The following is a 21,129-nucleotide window of genomic DNA, read 5'->3' as shown; positions in this document are numbered from 1 at the left end:
TGCTTACGCTTCGTGACAGTTGCACCCGTGGCTGCAGAGCAAAGTCGGCTGAGGGGCATAGCGCCTGCCGCCCTGAAAACTACTGTGAGCTACCGCGTCTGGCTGTGGACAACTTGAGGCAACGCACCGCCCGCGGATCTCACCGACGCGCCACAACACGCGCGCCGGCGCCAGCCCGCCCCGGGTCCGACGCCGGGCGGCCGGGTGGGGGTCAGTAGCGCTCGCGCAGCAGCTGGGCCGCCTCGACCGCCCAGTAGGTGAGGATGATCTGCGCGCCGGCCCGGCGGATCGAGGTGAGCGTCTCCAGCATCACCCGCTCCCGGTCGATCCAGCCGTTCGCGGCGGCCGCCTCGACCATCGCGTACTCGCCGGAGACCTGATAGGCGGCGACCGGCACGTCCACCGCGGCCCGGACCGCAGACACCACGTCGAGGTAGGGCAGCGCGGGCTTCACCATCACCATGTCGGCGCCCTCGGCCACGTCCAGCTCGACTTCGCGCAGCGACTCGCGCAGGTTCGCCGGGTCCTGCTGGTAGGTACGCCGGTCGCCCTCCAGCGCCGACTCCACCGCGTCGCGGAACGGGCCGTAGAAGGCGGAGGCGTACTTCACCGCGTACGCGAGCACCGAGACGTCCTGGTGCCCGGCGGCGTCGAGCGCCTTGCGGACCACGCCGACCTGGCCGTCCATCATCCCGGACGGGCCGACCACGTGGACCCCGGCGGCGGCCTGGGCCACCGCCATGTCGGCGTACGCGGCGAGCGTGGCGTCGTTGTCGACCCCGCCGTCCGGGGTGAGCAGGCCGCAGTGCCCGTGCGAGGTGAACTCGTCCAGGCAGAGGTCGCTCATCACCACAGTCGCGTCACCGACCTCGGCGACCACGTCCCGGATCGCCACGTTCAGGATGCCCGCCGGGTCGACACCGCCGGAGCCGGTCTCGTCGCGCGTCGCCGGCACCCCGAACAGCATGATCCCGCCGACCCCGGCCTGGACCGCTTCGACGGCGGCCTTGCGCAGCGAGTCCCGGGAGTGCTGGAGCACTCCCGGGAGCGACGCGATCGCCCTCGGCTCGGTCAGCCCCTCCTTGACGAACATCGGCACGACCAGTTCGGCCGGGTCGACGCGGGTCTCGGAGACCAGCCGCCGCACGGCCGCGTTGCGACGCAGCCGGCGGGGCCGGATCTCGGGGTACGGCATGAGGGAGCCTCCTGTCAGCGGAACCTCAGGGCGGTCGGGCCCTGCACCTTGGAGCCCCGGCGCTGCTTCGCCGGCATGGCGGCGAGCTTCTCCCGCAGTTCGACGGCGTAGGCGGCGAGCGCCTCCACCAGGTCGGGCACCGAGGCGTGCGGCGGCTGCACGTCGACCCGCAGGCCGAACTCGGTGGCGGTCTCCGCCGTCTTGGGCCCGATCACTGCAACAACCGTGCGCGCATGCGGCTTCCCGGCGATACCGACGAGGTTCCGCACCGTGGACGACGAGGTGAACAGCACGGCGTCGAACCCGCCCGACTTGATCGCGTCGCGGATCTCGGCCGGCGGCGGGGCCGCCCGCACCGTCCGGTACGCGGTCACGTCGTCGACCTCCCAGCCCCGCTCGGTGAGCCCGGCGGCAAGCGTCTCGGTCGCGATGTCGGCGCGCGGCAGCAGCACCCGGCCGACCGGGTCGAGGACCTCGTCGTGCGGCGAGAACTCGGCCAGCAGGCCCTCGGAGGACTGCTCCCCGGAGGGGATCAGCTCCGGCTGGATGCCGAACGCGCGGACCGCCTCAGCGGTGGCGTCACCGATACAGGCGATCTTGACGCCGCCGAAGTGGCGGGCGTCGAGGCCGTGCTCGGCGAACTTCTCCCACACCGCCCGGACCGCGTTGACCGAGGTGAAGATCACCCAGGCGTAGCGGCCGTCGACCAGGCCCTTGACCGCCCGCTCCATCTGCGCCGGGGTACGCGGCGGCTCGACCGCGATGGTCGGCACCTCGCACGGGATCGCCCCGTACGCGCGCAGCCGGGCGCTCATCACGCCGGCCTGCTCCTTGGTGCGGGGCACCAGCACCTTCCAGCCGTACAGCGGGCGGTTCTCCCACCAGCTCAGCTTGTCGCGGTCGGTGACGGCCGCGCCGACGGTGAGCACCACCCGGCCGGTGAAGCCGAGCGCCGCCGCGACGAAGGAGTCGACAGTCGACGTGGTGGTGTACTGCGTCTCGCCGGTGCCGTCGCCGGTCACCCCGACCGCTGTGGTGCCGTCGACGCCGGCGGCCAGCAGGCCGTCCCGGACAGCGGCCAGGTCACCGGCGTCCACGGCGAGCGCCAGCGAACCCCGGCCCACGGCCGTGGCGAGCGCGTCGAAGTCGAGCGCGGTGACGTCCTCGACGTCGGCGGCGGTGCGTACGCCCGGCAGCGGGACGCCCGCGTAGGTGGCGACGCCCTCGGCCTGGCCGACGCCCGGCACCACCTCGAAGTGCGCTGCGGTACGCGCGACCGCCTGCACCTCCTTGACCACCGAGTCGTGGCCGAACGGGTCACCGGCGACCAGGTGCACGGCGTTCTGCCCGGACCGGGCCGCGGAGATCAGCACCTTCGCCACGTCCCCCGGCACACCCTCGGCGGGGCTGAACTCGGCGTCGGGCCGGGCCTGGGCGCGTACGTGCGCCAGGAGCGACTCGGGTACGCCCCGGTCGTAGACCACCTGGTCGGCCTCGACCAGGGCGTCCAGCGCCCGGCGGGTCAGCAGGCCGGGGTCGCCGGGACCGGCCCCGACGAAAGCGATCTGGCCTACGGGCTTACGGGTGCGGGTCATTCTGTGCTCCCAAGTTGCTGGGTCCCCGGGCCGGCCTGTGCGTCCTGGCCGAGGATCGAGTCGGCGCCGAGTTCGAGGAGTTCGGCGGCGAGTGCCTTGCCGATCTCCGCCGCGTCGGCGGGCGTTCCGGTGCGGGACAGCCGGAGGTCACGCGAACCGTCCGGGCTGATCACCGCACCGCGCAGGTAGATCTCCTGAATCACGTCGCCCTCGTCGGTGGGCTCGCCTTCGGCGAGGACGGCGTACGCGGCCACGGGTGCGCTGCATCCTGCCTCCAGGGTGGCCAGCAGCGCCCGTTCCGCGGTGATCGCGGCGCGGGACGGCTCGTGGTCGAGCAGCGCGAGCATCTCGATCACGTCCTGGTCGTCGGCCCGGCACTCGACGGCCAGCGCGCCCTGAGCGGGCGCGGGCAGCATGAGCATCGGGTCGAGCGTCTCGGTGATGACGTCGGCGCGGCCGATCCGGTTGAGCCCGGCGCGGGCCAGCACGACGGCGTCGAGGTCGGCGTCCGGGCCGAGCACCCGGCTGAGCCGGGTGTCGATGTTGCCCCGGATCGGGGTGACCTCCAACTGCATGCCCAGCGCGTGCAGCTGGGCGATCCGGCGCAGCGCGCCGGTGCCGACGCGGGCGCCGGGCGGCAGCTCGGCGAGCGTACGGCCGTCGGTGGCCACCAGCGCGTCGCGCGGGTCCTGCCGGGGCGGCACGGCCGCGACGTGCAGGCCGGGCGCCGCCGCGGTGGGCAGGTCCTTGTACGAGTGGACGGCGAAGTCGATCTCACCGGCGGTCAGCGCGTCGCGCAGCGCGGACACGAACACGCCGACGCCGAGTCGCTGCACCGGGGCGGTCGACTTGTCCCCGGCGGTCACCACCTCGACCAGCTCGACCGGGCGGCCGGTGGCCGCGGTGAGGGCTTCGGCCACGTGGCCGGACTGGGCCATCGCCAGGGCGCTGCCCCGGGTGCCGAGGCGCAGTGGGGCGGTCATCGCGCACCTCCGGTGGGCGGGATGTCGGCGGCGTCGAACGACGGCCGCCCGTCGAGATCGGTGGCGACCACGTCGGGAACGGTGTCGACCGGGGACGTCTGCGGAACGTCCAGGTCGAACAGCTCGCGCAGCAGCGCCGCGTACTGGTCGCCGCCGGGCTCGGCGGCGAGCTGGCGGACCCGTACGGTCGGCTGGTGCAGCAGTCGCTGGACGACCCGGTGCACGGTCCGGGCCACCTCGGCGCGCTGGTCGTCGCTGAGGTCGGGGCGGCGCTGGCCGAGCCGGCGCAGCTCGGTGGCGACCACGTCGTCGGCCCGGCCGCGCAGGGCGGCCACCGTCGGCGCCACGTCGGCGCCGCGCAGCCAGCTCAGGAACGACTCGACCTCACCGGCCACGATCCGGGCCACCTCGGCGGCGTCGGCGGCGGCCGGCCCGTCGGCGAGCACGGCGGCCATCCGGTCGATGTCGACGACCTCGACGCCGGGCAGCTCGGCGACGCCGGGCTCGACGTCGCGCGGTACGGCCAGGTCGAGCAGGACCAGCGGGCCGCGGTCGGCGTCCCGGCGGGCCAGTGCCCGGGTCACCACGTCGCGGGTGAGCACCGGCTCGGTGGCGGCGGTGGCGGCGACCACGACGTCGACGTCGGCGAGCGCGGTGATCAGCTCGGCCATCGGCACGGCGGACGCGCCGTACGACTCGGCGAGCCGGACGGCACGGGCGGCGCCCCGGTTGGTCACGGTGAGCGGGCCGGCGCCCAGCCGGGACAGCGTGGCCACGCCCAGCGAGCCCATCGCGCCCGCGCCGACGATCATCGCGGGCCGCCCGGCCAGCTCGCCGTCGAGCATCTCGGCGGCGAGGTCGAGGGCGGCGGTGACGACGCTCTGCCCGGCCCGGTCGATGTTGGTCTCGGCGTGCGCGCGCTTGCCGACCCGCAGCGCCTGCTGCATCAGCTCGTGCAGCAGGCGGCCGGCCGAGTCGGCGCCACCGGCGGAGTGGTAGGCGTCGCGGAGCTGGCCGAGGATCTGCGCCTCGCCGACCACCATCGAGTCGAGCCCGGCGGCCACCCGGAAGACGTGGTCCACGGCGGCGGCGTCGTAGTGCACGTAGAGGTGCGGGGCGAGCGCCGCCGGCTGGCAGCCGGCCTGATCGGCCAGGACCGCGCAGATGTCGCCGAGTCCGCCGTGGAACCCGGAGACGGCGGCGTAGACCTCCACCCGGTTGCAGGTGGAGACCAGGACGGCCTCGGCGACGTACGGCTGGGCGATCAGGCGGTCCAGCGTCCGGGTGAGGTCGGCGGGCGGGACGGCGAGCTGTTCCAGGGTGGCGACCGGGGCGGTGCGGTAGGACGCGCCGACGACGAGCAGTTTCACGTGCCGATCGCCTCCTGGGTGTCGGTGGCCGCGAGTCCGCCGGGCAGGGCGGTGAGGGCGGTCCCGCCGGTGGCGGGGAGCGCGGTCAGCGACGCCTTGCGGTGCTCGTGGAAGGACAGGATCTGCAGCTCGATGGCGAGGTCGACCTTGCGCACGTCGACCCCGTCCGGGACCGAGAGTACGCAGGGCGCGAAGTTGAGGATGCTCGTCACGCCGACGGCGACCAGCTGATCGGCGACCGCCTGGGCGGCCGGGGCGGGCGTGGCGATGACGCCGATCGAGATCGATTCCTCGGCGACCACCTGGGGCAGGTCGTCGATGTGCTGGACGACGAGTCCGTTGATCCGCTCGCCGACCCGGGACCGGTCGGCGTCGAGGAGCGCGGCGATACGGAAGCCGCGGTTGGCGAAGCCGTCGTAGCCGGCCAGCGCGTGACCGAGGTTACCGACGCCGACGAGCGCGACGGCCCGGCACTGGGTGAGGCCGAGCACCGAGGAGATCTGGTCGACCAGGAGCGCCACGTCGTAGCCGACGCCCCGGGTGCCGTACGAGCCGAGGTGGGACAGGTCCTTGCGGAGCTTCGCGGAGTTGACGCCTGCCGCGTTGGCGAGCCCTTCGCTGGACACCGTCTCGTGCCCGGAGTCGGCGAGCGTGTGCAGCGCACGCAGGTATTCCGGGAGCCGGGACACGGTCGCCTCGGGCAGGTCCGGAAGCGCCGGTACGGCACCGGTGCGGCCGGGCGCGCCTGGTTGACGGTGCTGACTCATGAGACTCCGTGCGGTGCGATCCTCGACCAGCGACGGGGGCCGGTCGTTTCGGGACTCCCGCTGGCGACCGAGATTGCCGGCTGTGCTAGCAGGGCGCGTCGGAACTACAGAGTAGGCGCTTGTGAAGAGGTGCACAAATCGCGATCTTGAAAGCTCGCGACGCGCCTTCACCTGCCCCTCCATTCCCGCAAGATCGATCGACCGCCTCCCTTGGCGGCGCGTGGCGATTATTGCTCAATCCCGACTTCCCTGACCAATCGCGCGCGGCTCGTAGCGCTCCGTCACCGGCGTGGCGAGGCGAGTCTCACGTTTTGCAGTAGGGAGAACCCCACCCCCAAGAGGCCAGCGTGCGGGATGGGTCGGCGGGGCACGCGCCCATAGCCTCGAACCATGACCGCCGCACCACTGGCCACCGCGCCCACTCCGCTGTCCCCCGTCCACGGGCTGCTGCGCCGCCTCGCCCGCGACACCACCTACGTACTCGTGGGCTTCCCGCTGGCGATCGTCGGCTTCGTGCTCGCGGTGGTGGGGATCTCACTCAGCGCCGGGCTGCTGGTGACCACGCTCGGCCTGCCGATCCTCGCCGGCTTCCTCTACGCCGCCCGTGGGCTGGCCGACATCGAGCGGCTCCGGCTCGCCGCGGTGCTGGACCGGCCCCGGGTACGCCCGGTCTACCGCCGGCCGGAGCCGGGCGCCGGGTTCTGGCGGCGGGTGTTCACCCCGATCCGGGACGCGCAGTCGTGGCTCGACCTGCTGCACGCGTTCGTCCGGCTGCTGGTGGCCCTGCCCACGTTCGTGCTGCTGGTGGTCTGGTGGGTGCTGGCCCTGGGCGGCACGCTCTACGTCGTCTACGACTGGGCCATCCCGCGCGGCGTCGACGACCAGGACCTGAGCCAGCTCCTCGGGATGGGTGACGGCGCCGGCGCCCGGATCGCCCTGAACACCGCGATCGGGCTGTTCGCCCTGTTCACGCTCCCGCTGGTGGCGCGCGGCTGCGCCCGCCTGCAGGCCGGGCTGGCGTACTCGCTGCTCACCGGCGTGGCCGAGATGCGGCAGCGGATCATCACGCTGGAGGAGCAGAAGCGCGCCGCCGCCTCGGCCGAGGCGGTCGCGCTGCGCCGGCTGGAGCGCGACATCCACGACGGCCCGCAGCAGCGGCTGGTCCGGCTCGCCATGGACCTCGGCCGGGCCCGCCACCAGCTCGCCGACAACCCGGACGCGGCCCGGCAGACGCTCGACGAGGCAGTGGCCCAGACCCGGGAGACGCTGGACGAGCTGCGCGCGCTGTCCCGGGGCATCGCGCCGCCGATCCTGGTCGACCGGGGCCTGCCCAGCGCGCTCGCCGCGCTGGCCGCCCGGGCGCTGGTGCCGACCGAACTGGTGGTGGACGACGACCTGGGCACCGCCGCCGGCCGGCTCGATCCGGGGCTGGAGAGCACCGCGTACTTCGTGGTGGCCGAGGCGCTGACGAACGTGTCGAAGCACAGCCGGGCGAACGCCTGCCGGGTGGAGGTCACCCGGAAGGTGGGCCGGCTGGAGATCACCGTCACCGACGACGGCGTCGGCGGCGCGCACCTGGCCAAGGGCCACGGGCTCAACGGCATCGCCGACCGGGTCCGGGCGGCCGGCGGCACGCTGGAGGTGACCAGCCCGGCCGGCGGCCCGACCCGGGTCCACGCCGAACTACCGAGGTGATCCGGACCACCGGGTCGGGGCGTGATAGACACCGGACCCATGCGGGTGGTGATCGCGGACGACGCCGTACTGCTCCGGGAGGGGCTGATCCGGCTGCTGACCGAGTACGGGCACGAGGTGGTGGCGGCCGTCGGTGACGGTGACGCGCTGGTCGAGGCGGTGGTGGCGCACCGGCCCGACGTCTCGGTGGTGGACGTGCGGATGCCGCCCTCGCACACCGACGAGGGACTGCGCGCCGCGGTGGAGGCCCGCCGCCGGGTGCCGGGTACGCCGATCCTGGTGCTGTCCCAGTACGTCGAGGTGTCGTACGCCGACGACCTGCTGGACACCGCGGGCGGGGCCGGCGGCGGCATCGGCTACCTGCTCAAGGACCGGGTCGCCGCGATCGACGAGTTCCTGGACGGCCTGGCCCGGGTGGCCGCCGGCGGCACCGTGCTCGACCCGGAGGTGATCAGCCAGTTGCTGGTCCGGCGGCGGCGCGACGATCCGCTGGCGTCGCTGACCCCGCGCGAGCGCGAGGTGCTGGCGCTGATGGCCGAGGGCCGCTCGAACACCGCCATCGCCCGGGCGCTGGTGGTCAGCGACGGCGCGGTCGAGAAGCACGTCCGCAACATCTTCACCAAGCTCGACCTGCCGCCGGACGCGACCACGCACCACCGCCGTGTCCTGGCCGTCCTGGCCCACCTGCGCGCCTGACCGGGCCGGGTCAGGCGAGCGTGCGGGCCAGCGCCACCGCCTCGGTGAGCGTGTCGGCGGCCGGGTGGCCGCTGCCGCGCAGCCGGTCCGGGTCGGACAGGCCACCGGTGTAGAGGACGCAGCGGGCGCCGACCGAGGCGGCCGCGTCGGCGTCGTCGAGCGAGTCGCCGATCAGCACCACCTCGTGCCCGCCCAGCCCCAGCTCGGCCAGGTGCTTCTCCAGCCACTCGGCCTTGTGCCCGCCGCCGACTGTGGCACGCAGCCCGTCCACCCGGCGGAAGTGCGGCGTCAGCCCGTACGTGTGCACCGTCGGCACCAGCTCGTCGTGGAACCACATGGACAGCAGCGACTGGCTGCCCTCCCAGGACTCGATCGCGGTGGTGGCGTCGGCGGCCAGGGCGCAGGTGGTCAGCCCGGCCCGGTAGGCGTCGTGGAAGACCCGGTCCAGCGTGCCGAACGCCTCGGCGTCCACGGCCCGGCCGAGCATCTCGGCGTAGTAGTCGGCGATCGGCCGCCGGAACCGGACCCGGTGCTCGGCCGCGGTGACCGCCGGCCCGCCGGCGCTGGCGAAGGCCACGTTCGTGGCCTGGACCACCAGGTCGAGGTCGTCGAGGAGCGTTCCGTTCCAGTCCCACACGAGGTGGCGTCGCATACCCGTCACCCGAGCACTCTAAGGCTAGAGCTGCGGCGTGGTCAGGTCGCGCAGCAGCCGGTCCTCCTCGACCCGCCAGTAGCCGTGTTCCTTGCCGTCGAGCAGCACCACCGGCAGCCGGTCGCCGTAGTCGCGCTCCATCTCCAGGTCGCCGGTGACGTCCCGCTCCACCCACCGGTCGCCGGTGACCGCGACCACCCGGTCGAGCGCGGCCTTCGCGTCGTCGCACAGGTGGCAGCCGGGCCGGGTGATCAGGATGAGCCTCGGGTCACTGGACATCGGATACCTCCGTGCGGATCTCGGTCGGCGACGCCGGCGACGGCACCACGGGCGCCGGGCGCAGCTCGGTCTTGCGCACCTTCCCGATCGCCGAGTACGGCAGGCTGTCGACGAACTCGACGGCGGTCGGGCACTTGAACCGGGCCAGGTTACGCGCGCAGTGGGCGAGCAGGTCGTCAGCCGTCACCGGCGGACCGGCCGCCCGGACCACGTACGCCCGCACAGTCTCGCCGGTCCGCGGGTGCGGCACGCCGAGGACCGCCGACTCGGCCACCCCGGGGTGCGCCTGGAGCACCAGCTCCACCTCGTGCGGGTAGACGTTGAAGCCGTTTACCAGGATCAGCTCGCCGAGCCGGTCGACCAGGAACAGGTCGCCGTCGCCGTCGGCGTACGCGACGTCGCCGGTGGCCCACCAGCCGTCCGGGTCCGGCCCGCCCCGCCCGGCCGGCCAGTAACCGGCGAACAGGTTCTCCCCGCGTACCATGATCTGCCCGGGGTCGGTGCCGGCCAGCTCGTCGGAGAGGTCCATCTCGTCCTCGTCGGGGGCGTCGGCTGGCACTCCGTCGCGCCACAGCTCGACGCCGTCGGCCCCGGTCAGGCGCAGCTCGACGCCGGGCAGCGGACGGCCGATCGAGCCGGGTTTCGGCTCGCCGCCGACGAGCGTCGACGTGAGCACCGGCGCGGTCTCGGTGAGCCCGTAGCCGACGTGCACCGGGTGCCCGGTCAGCTCGGTGAAGCGCGCCCCGACGGCCGGCGGCAGCGGCGCCGCGCCGCACACCGCGACGCGCACCGAGGCGAGCGCCGCGGCCGGGTCACGCTCCGCCTCGGCCCAGGTCAGGAACATCGACGGTACGCCGACGAGCACCGTGACCCGGTGTCGGGCGATCTCGTCCAGCGCCCCGGACGGGCCGGGCTCGTCGACGAGCACACCCGTCGCGCCGTGCCGCACCACGGCGCCGAGCACCGTGTTCAGCCCGTACGCGTGGAACAGCGGAAGGGCGAGCAGCACGACGTCGTCGGGGCCGACCACCGGCGGCTCGATCCGGTCGGTCTGGTCGTGGTTGGCGGCGAGCGCGCGGTGCGACAGCATCGCGCCCTTGGGCCGTCCCTCGGTGCCGGAGGTGTAGAGCAGGACGGCGAGGTCGTCGCCGGCGCGGGCCGGGAACCCGTCCGGCCCGGTGTCGCCGCGTACCGGCGGCGCGGTGTGCACGGCGCGCAGCCCGGGCAGCTCGGCGCGGTCCACCCGGGCGGTCACCTCGGGGGCGCCGACCAGCACCGTCGCGCCGGAGTCGGTGAGCACGTGCCGCAGCTCGCGGGCGGTGAGCGCGGGGTTGACCGGTACGGCGACCAGGCCGGCCCGGAGCGCGGCGAGGTAGGTGACCACGAAGTCCGGGGTGTTGCCGAACGCGACAGCCACCCGGGGCGGATGTCCCGGTCCGGCGGCCGGCGGCGCCTCGGCGAGCAGCGCGCGGGCGGTGGCGGTGACCGCGTCGTCCAGCTCGGACCAGGTGAGCGTCCGCTCGCGCCAGCGCAGCGCGGCCCGGTCGCCCCGTTCGGTGGCGGCCCGGCGGAGCCGGTCGGCGAGGTTCGGCGCGGAGCTTTCGGCGGCGTCCTGCACGGTGGCTGAGTCTGGCACAGCGGCGTCCGCCGGACCATGCCCGGACACGGCACCGGGTCCGCCACACGGGACTGGGAATGCAGTACGGTGGGATTCCCGAGCGCGGGATAACGATCTCCAGCGGCACGAGCCGAGCGACCCGGGGCGACCCGTGCGAGCCGCCCTCGCGACACGCCGAGCGGAAAGAAAATCCGCTCCGACCAGGACTTTCCACTGCGGACCACGATCCGGCGCGAAAGTCAACCACACGCGACGGACAACGGGTCCGCCATTCGTGCGATCCGGCGGGAAATACTTCCGCTCTGTGTAACGGACTTGCCACGCGTGGGTGACGTTGGCCCTATCATCACTCGGGTCGGCTCACCCCATTTGCCGTGAGTCGACACCCCTCAGCCCGAGGAGGCCCCCGTGCCCGTCAGCGCATTGGACCAGCACCTCAAGGGGATCTGCCGCCCGTCGGCACGTCCCGACCCGGCCGTGCCCGGCCGGGTTCCACCCGGTCCCCCGGCACCACAGTGGCGCCCGGTGCGGTCGCTGCCCACTCGGACCGGGGAGGCGCGGTGACCACCTTCGGTTACGCCGAACGGCCGGCCGGCGTCACCGGCCCGACCCAGCGCAACCCGCTCAACGAGCGCGCGGACCCGCCTCCACGCAGCGCCGAGAGCCAGCTCGCGGTACGCGGCGAGGGGCGGCGCGTACGCAGCCGCGCACACCACACGAACGAGGCGCCGGCGCGTCCCGCGACGCCCGGCGGCAACGCGAAACCCGCGGCCGGCCGCCTCGGCAGCCCGGCCCGCCCGACCATGCCGGCCCAGGCCCGGCGCGGTGACGCGGCCACCGGCGCGGAGCCGTCCGCCGCGGAGACCGCGATCCTGCCGGCGGTGACCACAGGCGACACCGCCGTCCTGCCCGCCGTGCCGGCCGCCACGCCCGCCACCGGATTCCCCAGCCGCCCCGACCCCTCCGACCCGGCCACCGAGGTGTGGACGCTCGTCGAACGCGCGCAGGCCGGCGAGTCCGAGGCGTTCGGCCTGATCTACGACAGGTACGTCGACACCGTCTTCCGGTTCGTCTACTTCCGGGTCGGCAACCGCCAGCTCGCCGAGGACCTCACCTCCGACACGTTCCTGCGCGCGCTCAAGCGGATCGGCAGCTTCACCTGGCAGGGGCGCGACCTCGGCGCCTGGCTGGTCACCATCGCCCGCAACCTGGTCGCCGACCACTTCAAGTCGGGGCGCTACCGGCTGGAGGTGACCACCGGCGACGTCCTCGACGCCGACCGGGAGGACCGCGGTCCGGAGGGTAGCCCGGAGGCGGCGGTGGTGGAGCACATCACCAACGTCGCCCTGCTCACCGCCGTCAAGCAGCTCAACCCGGAGCAGCAGGAGTGCATCGTGCTGCGGTTCCTCCAGGGCTTCTCGGTGGCCGAGACGGCCCGTGCCATGGGCAAGAACGAGGGCGCCATCAAGGCCCTCCAGTACCGCGCGGTACGGGCCCTGGCCCGCCTGCTGCCCGACGGCTTCCACTCCTGACCGGCAGCCACCGTCCCGTTTCCTCACCGGCGCCACCGCCGGGCGCTGTCGCGTGCCCGACGCCCCACGCAGGCCGATCACTCTTGGTGATTTCGCCGCCGTCCCAGCCGTAACCGGCGACCGGCGCGGTCCGTTTCTCCGGGTGCGACCAGTGGTTGTCCCGGCGTCCCCCGGGCCACCCGGTCCGGCGGGTCGGGTCGGCCGTTCCGGTCGACTCGGTGCCACACGCTGCCACCGGTCGCTGGTGACGACGACGGCCGCCCGGCCGTGACCAGCGAGAGGGGGTGCCGCGGTGGACAGCGACCTCTTCTCCCGTCGGCGGGCCGAGCGCTTCGCGCAACTCCTCGACGAGGCCAACGGCGGACGCCGGCACCACGTCCGGTCCAAGGCGGACGGTGAACTCACCGCGCTCGTCGAGGTGAGCCGCCGGCTCAGCGCCGAACGGCCCGACGTCGAGCCCGGCGCCGAGTTCCGCACCGGACTGCGGGCGATGCTCGTGGCCACCGCCGAACGTGAGGGCGTCGGCACTCCGGCCAAGACCACCACCGGGGTACGCGGAACGCTGCTGCCCGCGATCACCGGACGCCGGGCGCGGGCCCGGGGCGCGATCCTGGTCGGCGTGGCCGCCGGCGCGGTCGCCCTCTCCGGCATCTCCGCCGCCAGCGAGAACGCGCTGCCCGGTGACGCCCTGTACGGCATGAAGCGCTCCACCGAGCGCGCCCAGCTCGCGCTCGCCAGCTCGGACATCAGCCGTGGGCAGCTCTTCCTCGACTTCGCCCGCACCCGGCTGGACGAGGCCGCCTCGGTGCGCGGCGACCGGCTCGGTTTCAGCGCCGTCCTGGACGACATGGACGCGGACACCCGGCAGGGCGTACGCCTGCTGACCACGGTCGCGGCGCAGCGTTCCGACCCGGTGGCGCTGGACGCGGTGGACACGTTCCTGGCCGGCCAGCGCCGGGTGGTCAGCGGCCTGCTGGACCGGCCCGACCACGCCGAGCGGGACCGCACCCGCCGCTCGCTGGCGCTGCTCGACGCGGCCGGCAAGCGCGCCGACGCGCTGCGCGAGGCGATCGCCTGCGGACTGCCCGCGCCACAGGCCAGCGACGCGCTCGGGCCCGCCCCGGCGGCCTGCCCGGCCGACCGCTGAGCGCGTACGCCGACCGCGCCACACTTCTCCCGGCGGACACCCACCCGTCACACCGTGCCGGATACGCTCGACGCGGAGGGCGTACGCGGTCGTCGAGGCAGGGAGGTCACCGTGGCCGGAACCCGGAAGGTGACCGTCAGCACCGACGCGCACGGGCACACCACGGGCTGGTCGGAGGCCCCGTCGGCGCCCGCGACCACGATCCCGCCGGACCCCACCGCCGCCGCCTTCTTCGACGTGGACAACACGATGATGCAGGGCGCCTCGATCTACTGGTTCGCCCGCGGGCTGGCCGCCCGGAAGTACTTCACCACCGGTGACCTGGCCCGTTTCGCCTGGCAGCAGGCCCGGTTCCGGCTGCTCGCCACCGAGCACGCGGGCGACATGTCCCAGGCCAAGGAGGCCGCGCTCGCGTTCGTGCAGGGCTGGCGGGTGGACGACATCGAGCGTCTCGCCGACGAGATCTTCGACGAGCTGATGGCCCCGCGCATCTGGGCCGGCACCCGCCGCCTCGCCCAGCGTCACCTCGACGCGGGCGAGCGGGTCTGGCTGGTCAGCGCCGCCCCGGTGGAGATCGGCCGGGTGATCGCCGCCCGGCTCGGCCTTACCGGCGCGATCGGCACGGTGGCCGAGGTGGTCGACGGCGCGTACACCGGACGGCTGGTCGGTGACCTGATGCACGGGCCGGCGAAGGCCGAGGCGGTGACCCAGCTCGCCGCCGTGGAAGGGCTGGACCTGGCCCGCTGCGCGGCCTACAGCGACTCGGCGAACGACCTGCCGATGCTCTCCGCCGTCGGCCGTGCGGTCGCGGTGAATCCCGATCCGGCGCTGCTGCGGCAGGCCCGCGAGCGGGGCTGGGACGTGCGCGACTTCCGCACCGGGCGGCGGGCCGTACGCATCGCCGTGCCCTCCACCGCCGCCGCCGGGCTGCTGGCCGGCGCGGTCACGGCCGGACTGGCGCTGCACCGGCGCCGCCACCGCGAGGCCTGAGCCGGCGCGCGTTCGCTCAGGGCCCGAACGGGTCGGGGCGGCGTTCGAGCAGCTTGTGCAGCGTCTGCTGGATCGTCTCCCGCACCTGGTCGGCGAGGTTGAACACCACGAGCGGGTCGTCGGCGGAGTCACGCAGGTGCGCGGTCGGGATCGGCGGGCAGAACTCGATCAGCCACTTGCTCGGCAGCGGCACCATGCCCAGCGGCCCGAGCCAGGGGAACGTCGGCGTGACCGGGAAGTACGGCAGTTTGAGCAGCCGCGCGAGGGGCTTGATGTCGGCGAGCATCGGGTAGATCTCCTCGCCGCCGACGATCGCGACCGGCACGATCGGCGTGCCGGTGCGCAGCGCGGCGGAGACGAATCCGCCCCGGCCGAAGCGCTGGAGCTTGTAGCGGTCGGAGTAGAGCTTGCCGACCCCCTTGAAGCCCTCCGGGAACACGCCCACCAGTTCGCCGTTGCCGAGCAGCCGCTCCGCGTCCGGGTTGCAGGCGACGGTGCCGCCGGTCTTGCGGGCTATCTCGGAGACGACGGGCATCCGGAAGACCAGGTCGGCGCCGAGCAGCCGCAGGTAGCGGCGCGCCGGGTGCCGGTCGTGCAGCGCGGTGGAGAGGATCAGCGCGTCGAGCGCCACGGTGCCGGAGTGGTTGCCCACGACCAGGCCCGCGCCCTCGGCCGGTACGTGCTCGATGCCGCTGACCTCGGTGCGGAACCAGTCCCGGTAGAGCAGCCGGACCAGCGGGTGGACAACCGCGTCGGTCAGGTCGGGGTCGAAGCCGAACTCGTCGACCTCGTAGTCACCGGCGAGCCGCCGCCGCAGGAACGCCAGGCCCTGGGCCACCTTGCGGTCCCAGTGGTCGCCCGGCCGGTCGGCCACCGCCGGTCCGGGCGGCGTGTCACCGGCCGGCGCGTCGCCGGCCACGGCCTTCTTCGCCACGGCCTTCTTCGCGACCGTCTTCTTGGCCACGGTCTTCTTGGCCACCGTCTTCTCGGCCGTCGGGCGGTGCGCGGCCGGACCCGGGGCGGCCGACCCGGCCGGGGTGCCGGGCTCGTCGGCGGAGGTGTCCGGCTCGACCGGCGCGGCCGGGCGGGCGGACGGCGCGGTCACCCGGCGGTGTCCGTTGCGCCGTGCCGGCTCCGCGCCCGGCCCGGGCACGTCCAGCGGTACGTCGTAGCGCGCGTCGCGCCGCTCCTCCGGGCTGGTCACGAACGCTCCCGTACGGTCGAGCGGACCTGCCGGATACTCTCCAGCACCAACCGCTCGGCCGCGGCCAACTGGTCCCGGGTCACCACGACGCCGCCGTGGTGGGCGCGGATGAAGTCCTCGAACGCGGCGGCGGTCGAGCGGGGCGTGAAGCCGAACTCCCGCTCCAGCCGGCTGGTGTCCACCACCCGGCCGTGCACGAACAGGTCCACCTGGTCCAGGCCGTACCGGCCGAAGCCCAGGCTACGGGCGATCGCGGCGACCCCGGCCAGGCCCGGTTCCAGCACCGGCACCGCCACCCGGCCGGCCCGGCGGATCGCCTGCGACAGCGACAGCACGCCCGGCCCGGCGACGTTGTACGTGCCCGGGTGGTCCTCGGCGACCGACCGGTGCAGCACCTCCAGCGCGTCGTCGAAGTGCACGAACTGCAGGCGCGGGTCACGGCCGAAGACGGTGGGCACCACCGGCTGGGAGAAGTAGCGGGTGAGCGTGGTGTCGGCGGCGTAACCGATGAACGGCGCGAAGCGCAGCACGGTCGCGGTGACGTCGGGCCGGCGGCGGCGGAACCCGCGGACGTACCCCTCGATGTCGAGTATGTCGCGGCCGAAACCGCCGCGCGGCACCTCGCGCGGCTCGGTCTCCTCGGTGAAGACGGCCGGATCGCGGAACGACACCCCGTACGCGGCGGTGGACGATCGGACCACGAGCTTGCGCAGCCGGGGCGCGCGCTGCGCGGCGGCGAGCATCTGCATCGTGCCGATGACGTTCTGTTCCTTCATCGCCGACCGGCCGCCCTGCTGCGGGTCGGGGGACGTGACGAGCGCCAGGTGCACCACGGCGTCGACGTCGAGGTCGGCCAGGAGACCGCCGAGCGAGTCCAGGTCGAGACGGACCCGTTCCACGTCGGTGAGCAGGTCGGCCAGCTCGGGGTTGGGCGGCGCCGGATCGACCCCGATGACCCGCTCGATCCGCGGGTCGGCGGCGAGCCGCGCGGCGACGTGCGCGCCGAGCCAGCGACCGACCCCGGTCACGACGACGACCCCCGGGGCACCGGAGGTGTCACCGGGGGTCATGTCGTGCGCCTTGCGCGGCAGGCGGGATCGAGCCGGGACGTCCACGGCCTGATCACCTGAGCCTCCGAGGGTCGACAGTTGGCAAGTGGTGCCGGGTGCCGGGCCAGTGCCCGGCCCCGGTCACTTGCCGAGACGGCGACGCTGGACGCGGGTCTTGCGCAGCAGCTTGCGGTGCTTCTTCTTAGCCATGCGCTTGCGGCGCTTCTTGACCACCGAGCCCATACGACAGCCTTTCGATGCAACGTTCGGGGCGGACCGGAAGACGCCACCGCCGGTGGCGTCTTGACCGCTTGCGGACAACGGACCGGACCAGCGTGGTGGGCAGGGCACACCAGAGGGCGATCACGGTCGTGGTCCAGCCTAACCGGAGTGCGTCAGCAGGACCAACGCGCCCCCGTCGATGCCCCTTTTCGTCGCACTCGGCGGACCGGCACGCCGAGTGCTCAGGCGGACTCCTGGAAGGCGCCCCGGAGGTATTCGTGCACGGCGTGCTCGGGCACCCGGAACGAGCGGCCGACCCGCACCGCGGTCAGCTCACCGCTGTGCACGAGACGATAGACAGTCATCTTGGAGACCCGCATGACCGTCGCCACCTCGGCGACGGTCAGGAACCTGACATCCGACAGCCGTGCGTCGGACTGCGACCCGGCCATGGCTCACCGACCCATTCCCGTGCCCGGCGCGTGTCACCGGGCAGGTGCTCCCGCCTCGACGAGCGACGCGCGTGTAACCAGTACGGTAGCGGGACGGCTGTGACCTGCGCGATCCCTTCCACCCTTTGATCATGGCGGGACAGCCGTTCACCCGATGTCCACCAGGGGTTTTTCGCCCGGACGGGTGTCTCGTCCGTAACGCCTACTCGGCGCGCAGCGCCACCACCGGGTCGAGCCGGCCGGCCCGCTGCGCCGGCACCACGCCGAAGACGATGCCGACCGCCGCGGAGACGCCGAACGCCAGCGCCAGCGACCACCAGGTGATCGCCGCCGGGATCGGCGAGAGCGCGTCGACGAGCAGCGCGGTGCCCACGCCCAGCGCCATCCCGGTCAGGCCGCCCACCGAGGTGAGCAGCACCGCCTCCAGCAGGAACTGCACGCCGATGTCCCGGGGACGCGCGCCGACCGCCTTGCGCAGGCCGATCTCGCGGGTCCGTTCGCGTACCGAGACCAGCATGATGTTGGACACGCCGACGCCGCCCACCAGCAGCGAGATGCCCGCGATGGCGGCCAGCACACCGGTGAGCACGCCCAGGATGTCGCCGAGCACGCCGAGGATCTGCCGCTGGGTGACGGCGCTGAACTCGGTGTCCGGGTGCCGGCGGGACAGCTCCGCGACGATCCGCTCGCCGAGTTCGTCGATCCGCTCCCGGTCCGGCGCCTTCACCGCGATGCCGTCGATGCGCTGGGTGCCCCACAGCCGTTGCGCCGCCGTCACCGGTACGTGCACCTCGTCGTCGCGGTCCACGCCGAGGCTCTGCCCGAGCGGCGCGAAGACGCCGATCACCCGGAACCGCACCCCGGCCAGTGTGACCTGCTGGCCGAGCGGGTCCCGGTCGGGAAACAGCGCCCGGGCGACCGAGTCGCCGAGCACCGCGACCCGGCGGCTGGTGTCGACGTCCGCCCCGGTGAGGTAGCGGCCCCGCGACAGCGACCTGGTGAACACCGACGGGGTGGTCTCCAGCACGCCCTGCACGGTGGTGAAGTCGGACCGGTTGCCGGCCCGCGCGGTCGCGCCGGAGGCCACTGTCACCGCGACCCGGTCGGGATCGCCGACCACGCGGGAGACGGCGTCCGCGTCGCTGAGGTCCAGCGGCGAGACCACCGGCGCGTTGCCCACCTCGATCCGGCCCGGCACCACCAGCAGCAGGTTCGATCCGAGCCCCTCGACCTGCTGCTCGACCTGCTGTTTGGTGCCCGTGCCGATGGCCACCAGGATCACCACCGAGGCCACCCCGATGATCACCCCGAGCATGGTCAGCACGCTGCGCAGCCGGTTGGCCCGCAGCGCGTCCCACGCCACCCGCCACGCCTCGGCCAGCCTCATCCCGCGTTCCCGCCGGCCCGCGGAAGGCGCTGCTCGGGCCGCGGAAGGCGCCCGGTGGCACCGGCGGCGCCACCGGAGCCACCGGGCGGGTGCCCCGGGCCGCTTCCGGACACGGACCGGGGCTCCGCGCTGGGAGCGGGGTCCAGTGTCGCAGGTACGCCGGAGCCGTCCGACGGCGGTCGATCATGAGCGCTGTCCGAGCGGATCAGGCCGTCCCGCACCGCGATCCGCCGGCGCGCCCGGGCGGCCACCTCCTGGTCGTGGGTCACCATCACCAGCGCCACCCCGGACTCGGCGTTCAGCTGTTCCAGCAGCTCCAGCACCGCCTCGCCGGTGGCACTGTCCAGATTGCCGGTCGGCTCGTCGGCGAGCAGCACCGCCGGTTCGGTGACCAGCGCGCGGGCGATCGCCACCCGCTGCTGCTCGCCGCCGGAGAGCTGGTTGGGCCGGTGGTGCAGCCGGTGGCCGAGACCGACCCGGCCCAGCATCGCCGCCGCCCGCTCCCGCCGCTGCCGCGCCCCGACGCCCCGGTAGACCAGCGGCAGCGCCACGTTGTCCACCGCCGACGTACGAGCCAGCAGGTGGAACGCCTGGAACACGAAGCCGATCGTCTCGTTGCGCAGCGTCGCCAGCTCCGGGGCGGTGAGCGTGGTGACGTCCCGGCCGCCGATCACCAGCCGGCCGCCGCTGGGCCGGTCCAGCCCGCCGAGCAGGTGCATCAGCGTCGACTTGCCCGAGCCGGACGGGCCGATCACCGCCACGTACTCGCCCTGGTCGATGGTGAGCGACACCCCGCGCAGCGCGGACACCGAGACGCCGTCCAACTCGTACGTGCGCCAGACGTCGACCGCCTCGATCGCCGGTTCGGTCACGGGAGTTCCTGGCCGTCGCGGACCTGGTCGGCGCCGCGTACCACCACCCGGTCGCCGGCCCGTACGCCGTCGACGATCTGCACCAGGTCCTGCCCCTGCACGCCCACCGTCACCGGCACCCGGTCGGCGCGACCGTTCCGCAGCACCCAGACCGCGTCCCGCCCGTCGGCGGAGAACACCGCCGACGCCGGCACCGCCACCGCGTCGGCGGCCTCCCGCACCCGCAGCCGTACCACAGCGTTCATGCCGGGGCGGGGCGCCGGAGCGGCCTCGGCCTCACCCATTCGTCCGGCACCGAGGTCGAGCCGGACCCGGTAGGTGACGCCACCCCGCGCCGAACTGGTCGGCAGCACGTCCACCGACCGCACCGTGGCGTCGTACGTCGCGCCGGTCACCGCGTCCAACTCGACCGAGGCGGGCCCCCCCGCCCGCACCAGCAGCACGTCCGTCTCGTCCACCTCGGCCAGCAGGCCGAGCCGGCCGGTGTCCACCACAGTCAGCACCGGCGTGCCGGCGGTGACCCGGCCACCGGCCGGGATCGCGTCGTCCACGCCGGGCGGCGGTCCGCCCTGCCCGCCCGCGCCGAACGCCGACGGGTCGAGACCGGGCACCGCAGCGCCACCGGCCGCACCGAGCAGCCCGGCCAGATCGGCCGGCGCCGCCGCCCGGGTGCCGCCCGGCTGCACCACACCGGAGATCGGCGCGCGCAGCGTCAACGCGTCCACAGTCGCCTTCGCCAGGTCGTACGCCTGCTGGGCCTGGAGTCGCTGCGCGGCCGACAGCGCGCCGACGGCGCTGTTCAGCCCGGCGACCCCGCGCTGCACCTGGGCGACGGCCCGGTCGGCGGCGCGGGCGGCCGACTCGTACTGCCGCTGCGCCGAGGAGACCTGGAGCAGCAGCGCGGCGCGTACCTGCGGGTCGCCGACCTTTCCCGCGGCGGCGCGGGCGGCGGCGAACGCCTCGTCGGCGGCCCGGTCGGTGCCCCGCCGGCTGCCGCCCAGGTCACCGGTGCCGGTGCCCCGGCCGGCCCGCTTCGCCGCGCGCAGCGCCTCCCGGGCCTGCGCCAGGCGCTCCCGGGCGGACGGCGAGTCGATCACCGCGAGCACCTGCCCGCGGCTGACCCGCGCGCCGGGGGCGACCCGCAGGCTGGCGAGCGTGCCGCCGGCGGGCGCGGTGAGCGTGGCCGCGGCCCGTGCGGTCACTGTGGCGGGCGCGTCGATCACCTCGCTGACCGGGGCGCGGCCCACCTCGGCGACAGTCACCGCCGGGGCGTCGTCGCCGCAGGAGGCGGCGGTCGTGCCGGTCAGGGCGACGACGGCGAGCAGCGCGGTGACGAGACGGGGGCGGCGGGCCGCGGGCAGCCGCGGCGAGGGAGTGCGGGCCACCCGGCCCATGCTACGACCCCGTCGACAGGCGTCGACGTG

The 21,129-nt window shown here is 74.3% G+C and carries 20 protein-coding genes; 5 read left to right on the top strand and 15 right to left on the bottom strand.

Annotated elements, in window-relative coordinates; genetic code table 11:
- Positions 1-211 precede the first annotated feature (211 nt).
- Genes hemB through O7542_RS28765 form a run of 5 tightly spaced genes read right to left on the bottom strand, consistent with a single transcriptional unit; the run spans position 212 to position 5,910 of the window.
- Positions 212-1,195 carry a porphobilinogen synthase gene (gene hemB / locus O7542_RS28785; protein ID WP_043328097.1) on the bottom strand — a complete coding sequence of 328 codons (984 nt, stop codon included), beginning with the start codon at positions 1,193-1,195 and terminating at the stop codon, positions 212-214.
- 14 nt (positions 1,196-1,209) lie between these two features.
- On the bottom strand, positions 1,210-2,790 hold the full coding sequence (locus tag O7542_RS28780; RefSeq protein ID WP_030502883.1) for a uroporphyrinogen-III synthase: 1,581 nt from the start codon (positions 2,788-2,790) through the stop codon (positions 1,210-1,212).
- Positions 2,787-3,773 carry a hydroxymethylbilane synthase gene (gene hemC / locus O7542_RS28775; RefSeq protein WP_064446671.1) on the bottom strand — a complete coding sequence of 329 codons (987 nt, stop codon included), beginning with the start codon at positions 3,771-3,773 and terminating at the stop codon, positions 2,787-2,789. The genes O7542_RS28780 and hemC overlap by 4 nt, the downstream gene beginning before the upstream one ends.
- Complete coding sequence (locus O7542_RS28770) at positions 3,770-5,143, bottom strand: glutamyl-tRNA reductase (RefSeq protein ID WP_043328095.1); 1,374 nt, start codon at positions 5,141-5,143, stop codon at positions 3,770-3,772. The genes hemC and O7542_RS28770 overlap by 4 nt, the downstream gene beginning before the upstream one ends.
- Positions 5,140-5,910 (bottom strand): redox-sensing transcriptional repressor Rex, encoded by a 771-nt coding sequence (locus O7542_RS28765; RefSeq protein WP_043328093.1) that lies wholly within the window; start codon positions 5,908-5,910, stop codon positions 5,140-5,142. Before O7542_RS28765 ends, O7542_RS28770 begins: the two co-directional genes overlap by 4 nt.
- A 390-nt stretch (positions 5,911-6,300) precedes the next feature.
- On the opposite strand from O7542_RS28765, the gene O7542_RS28760 reads away from it, so the two are divergent.
- Together O7542_RS28760 and O7542_RS28755 are read left to right on the top strand one after the other, a co-directional pair.
- Positions 6,301-7,605: a sensor histidine kinase gene (locus O7542_RS28760; protein WP_069087776.1), complete on the top strand. Its 1,305-nt coding sequence runs from the start codon at positions 6,301-6,303 to the stop codon at positions 7,603-7,605.
- 39 nt (positions 7,606-7,644) lie between these two features.
- Entirely contained in the window at positions 7,645-8,301 is a 657-nt protein-coding gene (locus O7542_RS28755) for a response regulator transcription factor (RefSeq protein ID WP_030502878.1), read from the top strand.
- A 10-nt stretch (positions 8,302-8,311) separates the two neighbouring features.
- Here the strand turns inward: O7542_RS28755 and O7542_RS28750 are convergent, their stop codons facing one another.
- From O7542_RS28750 to O7542_RS28740, 3 genes are read right to left on the bottom strand one after another with little or no spacing between them, the layout of a single operon-like run.
- The gene (locus O7542_RS28750; RefSeq protein WP_281606513.1) at positions 8,312-8,953 is read right to left on the bottom strand and encodes an HAD hydrolase-like protein; all 642 of its coding nucleotides are present in this window, start codon (positions 8,951-8,953) and stop codon (positions 8,312-8,314) included.
- A gap of 24 nt (positions 8,954-8,977) precedes the next feature.
- On the bottom strand, positions 8,978-9,232 hold the full coding sequence (locus O7542_RS28745; RefSeq protein ID WP_013288752.1) for a glutaredoxin family protein: 255 nt from the start codon (positions 9,230-9,232) through the stop codon (positions 8,978-8,980).
- Positions 9,222-10,898, bottom strand: a complete 1,677-nt coding sequence (locus O7542_RS28740) for an AMP-binding protein (protein ID WP_281605467.1) — start codon at positions 10,896-10,898, stop codon at positions 9,222-9,224. The genes O7542_RS28745 and O7542_RS28740 overlap by 11 nt, the downstream gene beginning before the upstream one ends.
- Positions 10,899-11,410: 512 nt before the next feature.
- Between O7542_RS28740 and O7542_RS28735 the strand changes: the two genes are divergently transcribed.
- The 3 genes from O7542_RS28735 to O7542_RS28725 all read left to right on the top strand — a co-directional run bounded on the left by O7542_RS28735 (position 11,411) and on the right by O7542_RS28725 (position 14,519).
- On the top strand, positions 11,411-12,382 hold the full coding sequence (locus tag O7542_RS28735; RefSeq protein ID WP_043328086.1) for an ECF subfamily RNA polymerase sigma factor, BldN family: 972 nt from the start codon (positions 11,411-11,413) through the stop codon (positions 12,380-12,382).
- A 292-nt stretch (positions 12,383-12,674) separates the two neighbouring features.
- Positions 12,675-13,529 (top strand): DUF5667 domain-containing protein, encoded by an 855-nt coding sequence (locus O7542_RS28730; protein WP_043328084.1) that lies wholly within the window; start codon positions 12,675-12,677, stop codon positions 13,527-13,529.
- Between the two features lie 111 nt (positions 13,530-13,640).
- Complete coding sequence (locus O7542_RS28725) at positions 13,641-14,519, top strand: HAD-IB family hydrolase (protein WP_043328083.1); 879 nt, start codon at positions 13,641-13,643, stop codon at positions 14,517-14,519.
- A gap of 16 nt (positions 14,520-14,535) precedes the next feature.
- On the opposite strand, the gene O7542_RS28720 is transcribed toward O7542_RS28725, so the two are convergent.
- The 7 genes from O7542_RS28720 to O7542_RS28690 form a co-directional block, all read right to left on the bottom strand.
- Complete coding sequence (locus tag O7542_RS28720; protein ID WP_030502873.1) at positions 14,536-15,393, bottom strand: lysophospholipid acyltransferase family protein; 858 nt, start codon at positions 15,391-15,393, stop codon at positions 14,536-14,538.
- Between the two features lie 326 nt (positions 15,394-15,719).
- Positions 15,720-16,793 carry an NAD-dependent epimerase/dehydratase family protein gene (locus O7542_RS28715; protein ID WP_064446676.1) on the bottom strand — a complete coding sequence of 358 codons (1,074 nt, stop codon included), beginning with the start codon at positions 16,791-16,793 and terminating at the stop codon, positions 15,720-15,722.
- 120 nt (positions 16,794-16,913) lie between these two features.
- The gene (locus O7542_RS28710) at positions 16,914-17,015 is read right to left on the bottom strand and encodes an AURKAIP1/COX24 domain-containing protein (protein ID WP_007465623.1); all 102 of its coding nucleotides are present in this window, start codon (positions 17,013-17,015) and stop codon (positions 16,914-16,916) included.
- 221 nt (positions 17,016-17,236) lie between these two features.
- Positions 17,237-17,446: a helix-turn-helix domain-containing protein gene (locus O7542_RS28705; RefSeq protein WP_013288759.1), complete on the bottom strand. Its 210-nt coding sequence runs from the start codon at positions 17,444-17,446 to the stop codon at positions 17,237-17,239.
- Positions 17,447-17,648: 202 nt separating this feature from the next.
- Positions 17,649-18,833, bottom strand: coding sequence for an ABC transporter permease (locus tag O7542_RS28700; RefSeq protein WP_281605466.1), 1,185 nt, complete (start codon positions 18,831-18,833; stop codon positions 17,649-17,651).
- Positions 18,830-19,705 carry an ABC transporter ATP-binding protein gene (locus O7542_RS28695; RefSeq protein ID WP_274476882.1) on the bottom strand — a complete coding sequence of 292 codons (876 nt, stop codon included), beginning with the start codon at positions 19,703-19,705 and terminating at the stop codon, positions 18,830-18,832. Before O7542_RS28695 ends, O7542_RS28700 begins: the two co-directional genes overlap by 4 nt.
- Entirely contained in the window at positions 19,702-21,099 is a 1,398-nt protein-coding gene (locus tag O7542_RS28690; protein ID WP_281605465.1) for an efflux RND transporter periplasmic adaptor subunit, read from the bottom strand. Before O7542_RS28690 ends, O7542_RS28695 begins: the two co-directional genes overlap by 4 nt.
- Positions 21,100-21,129 lie beyond the last annotated feature (30 nt).

It is taken from the genome of Micromonospora sp. WMMC264, assembly GCF_027497275.1.
GTDB classification, from domain to species: Bacteria; Actinomycetota; Actinomycetes; order Mycobacteriales; family Micromonosporaceae; genus Micromonospora; species Micromonospora chalcea.
This window is presented reverse-complemented; position numbering and strand designations above follow the sequence as displayed.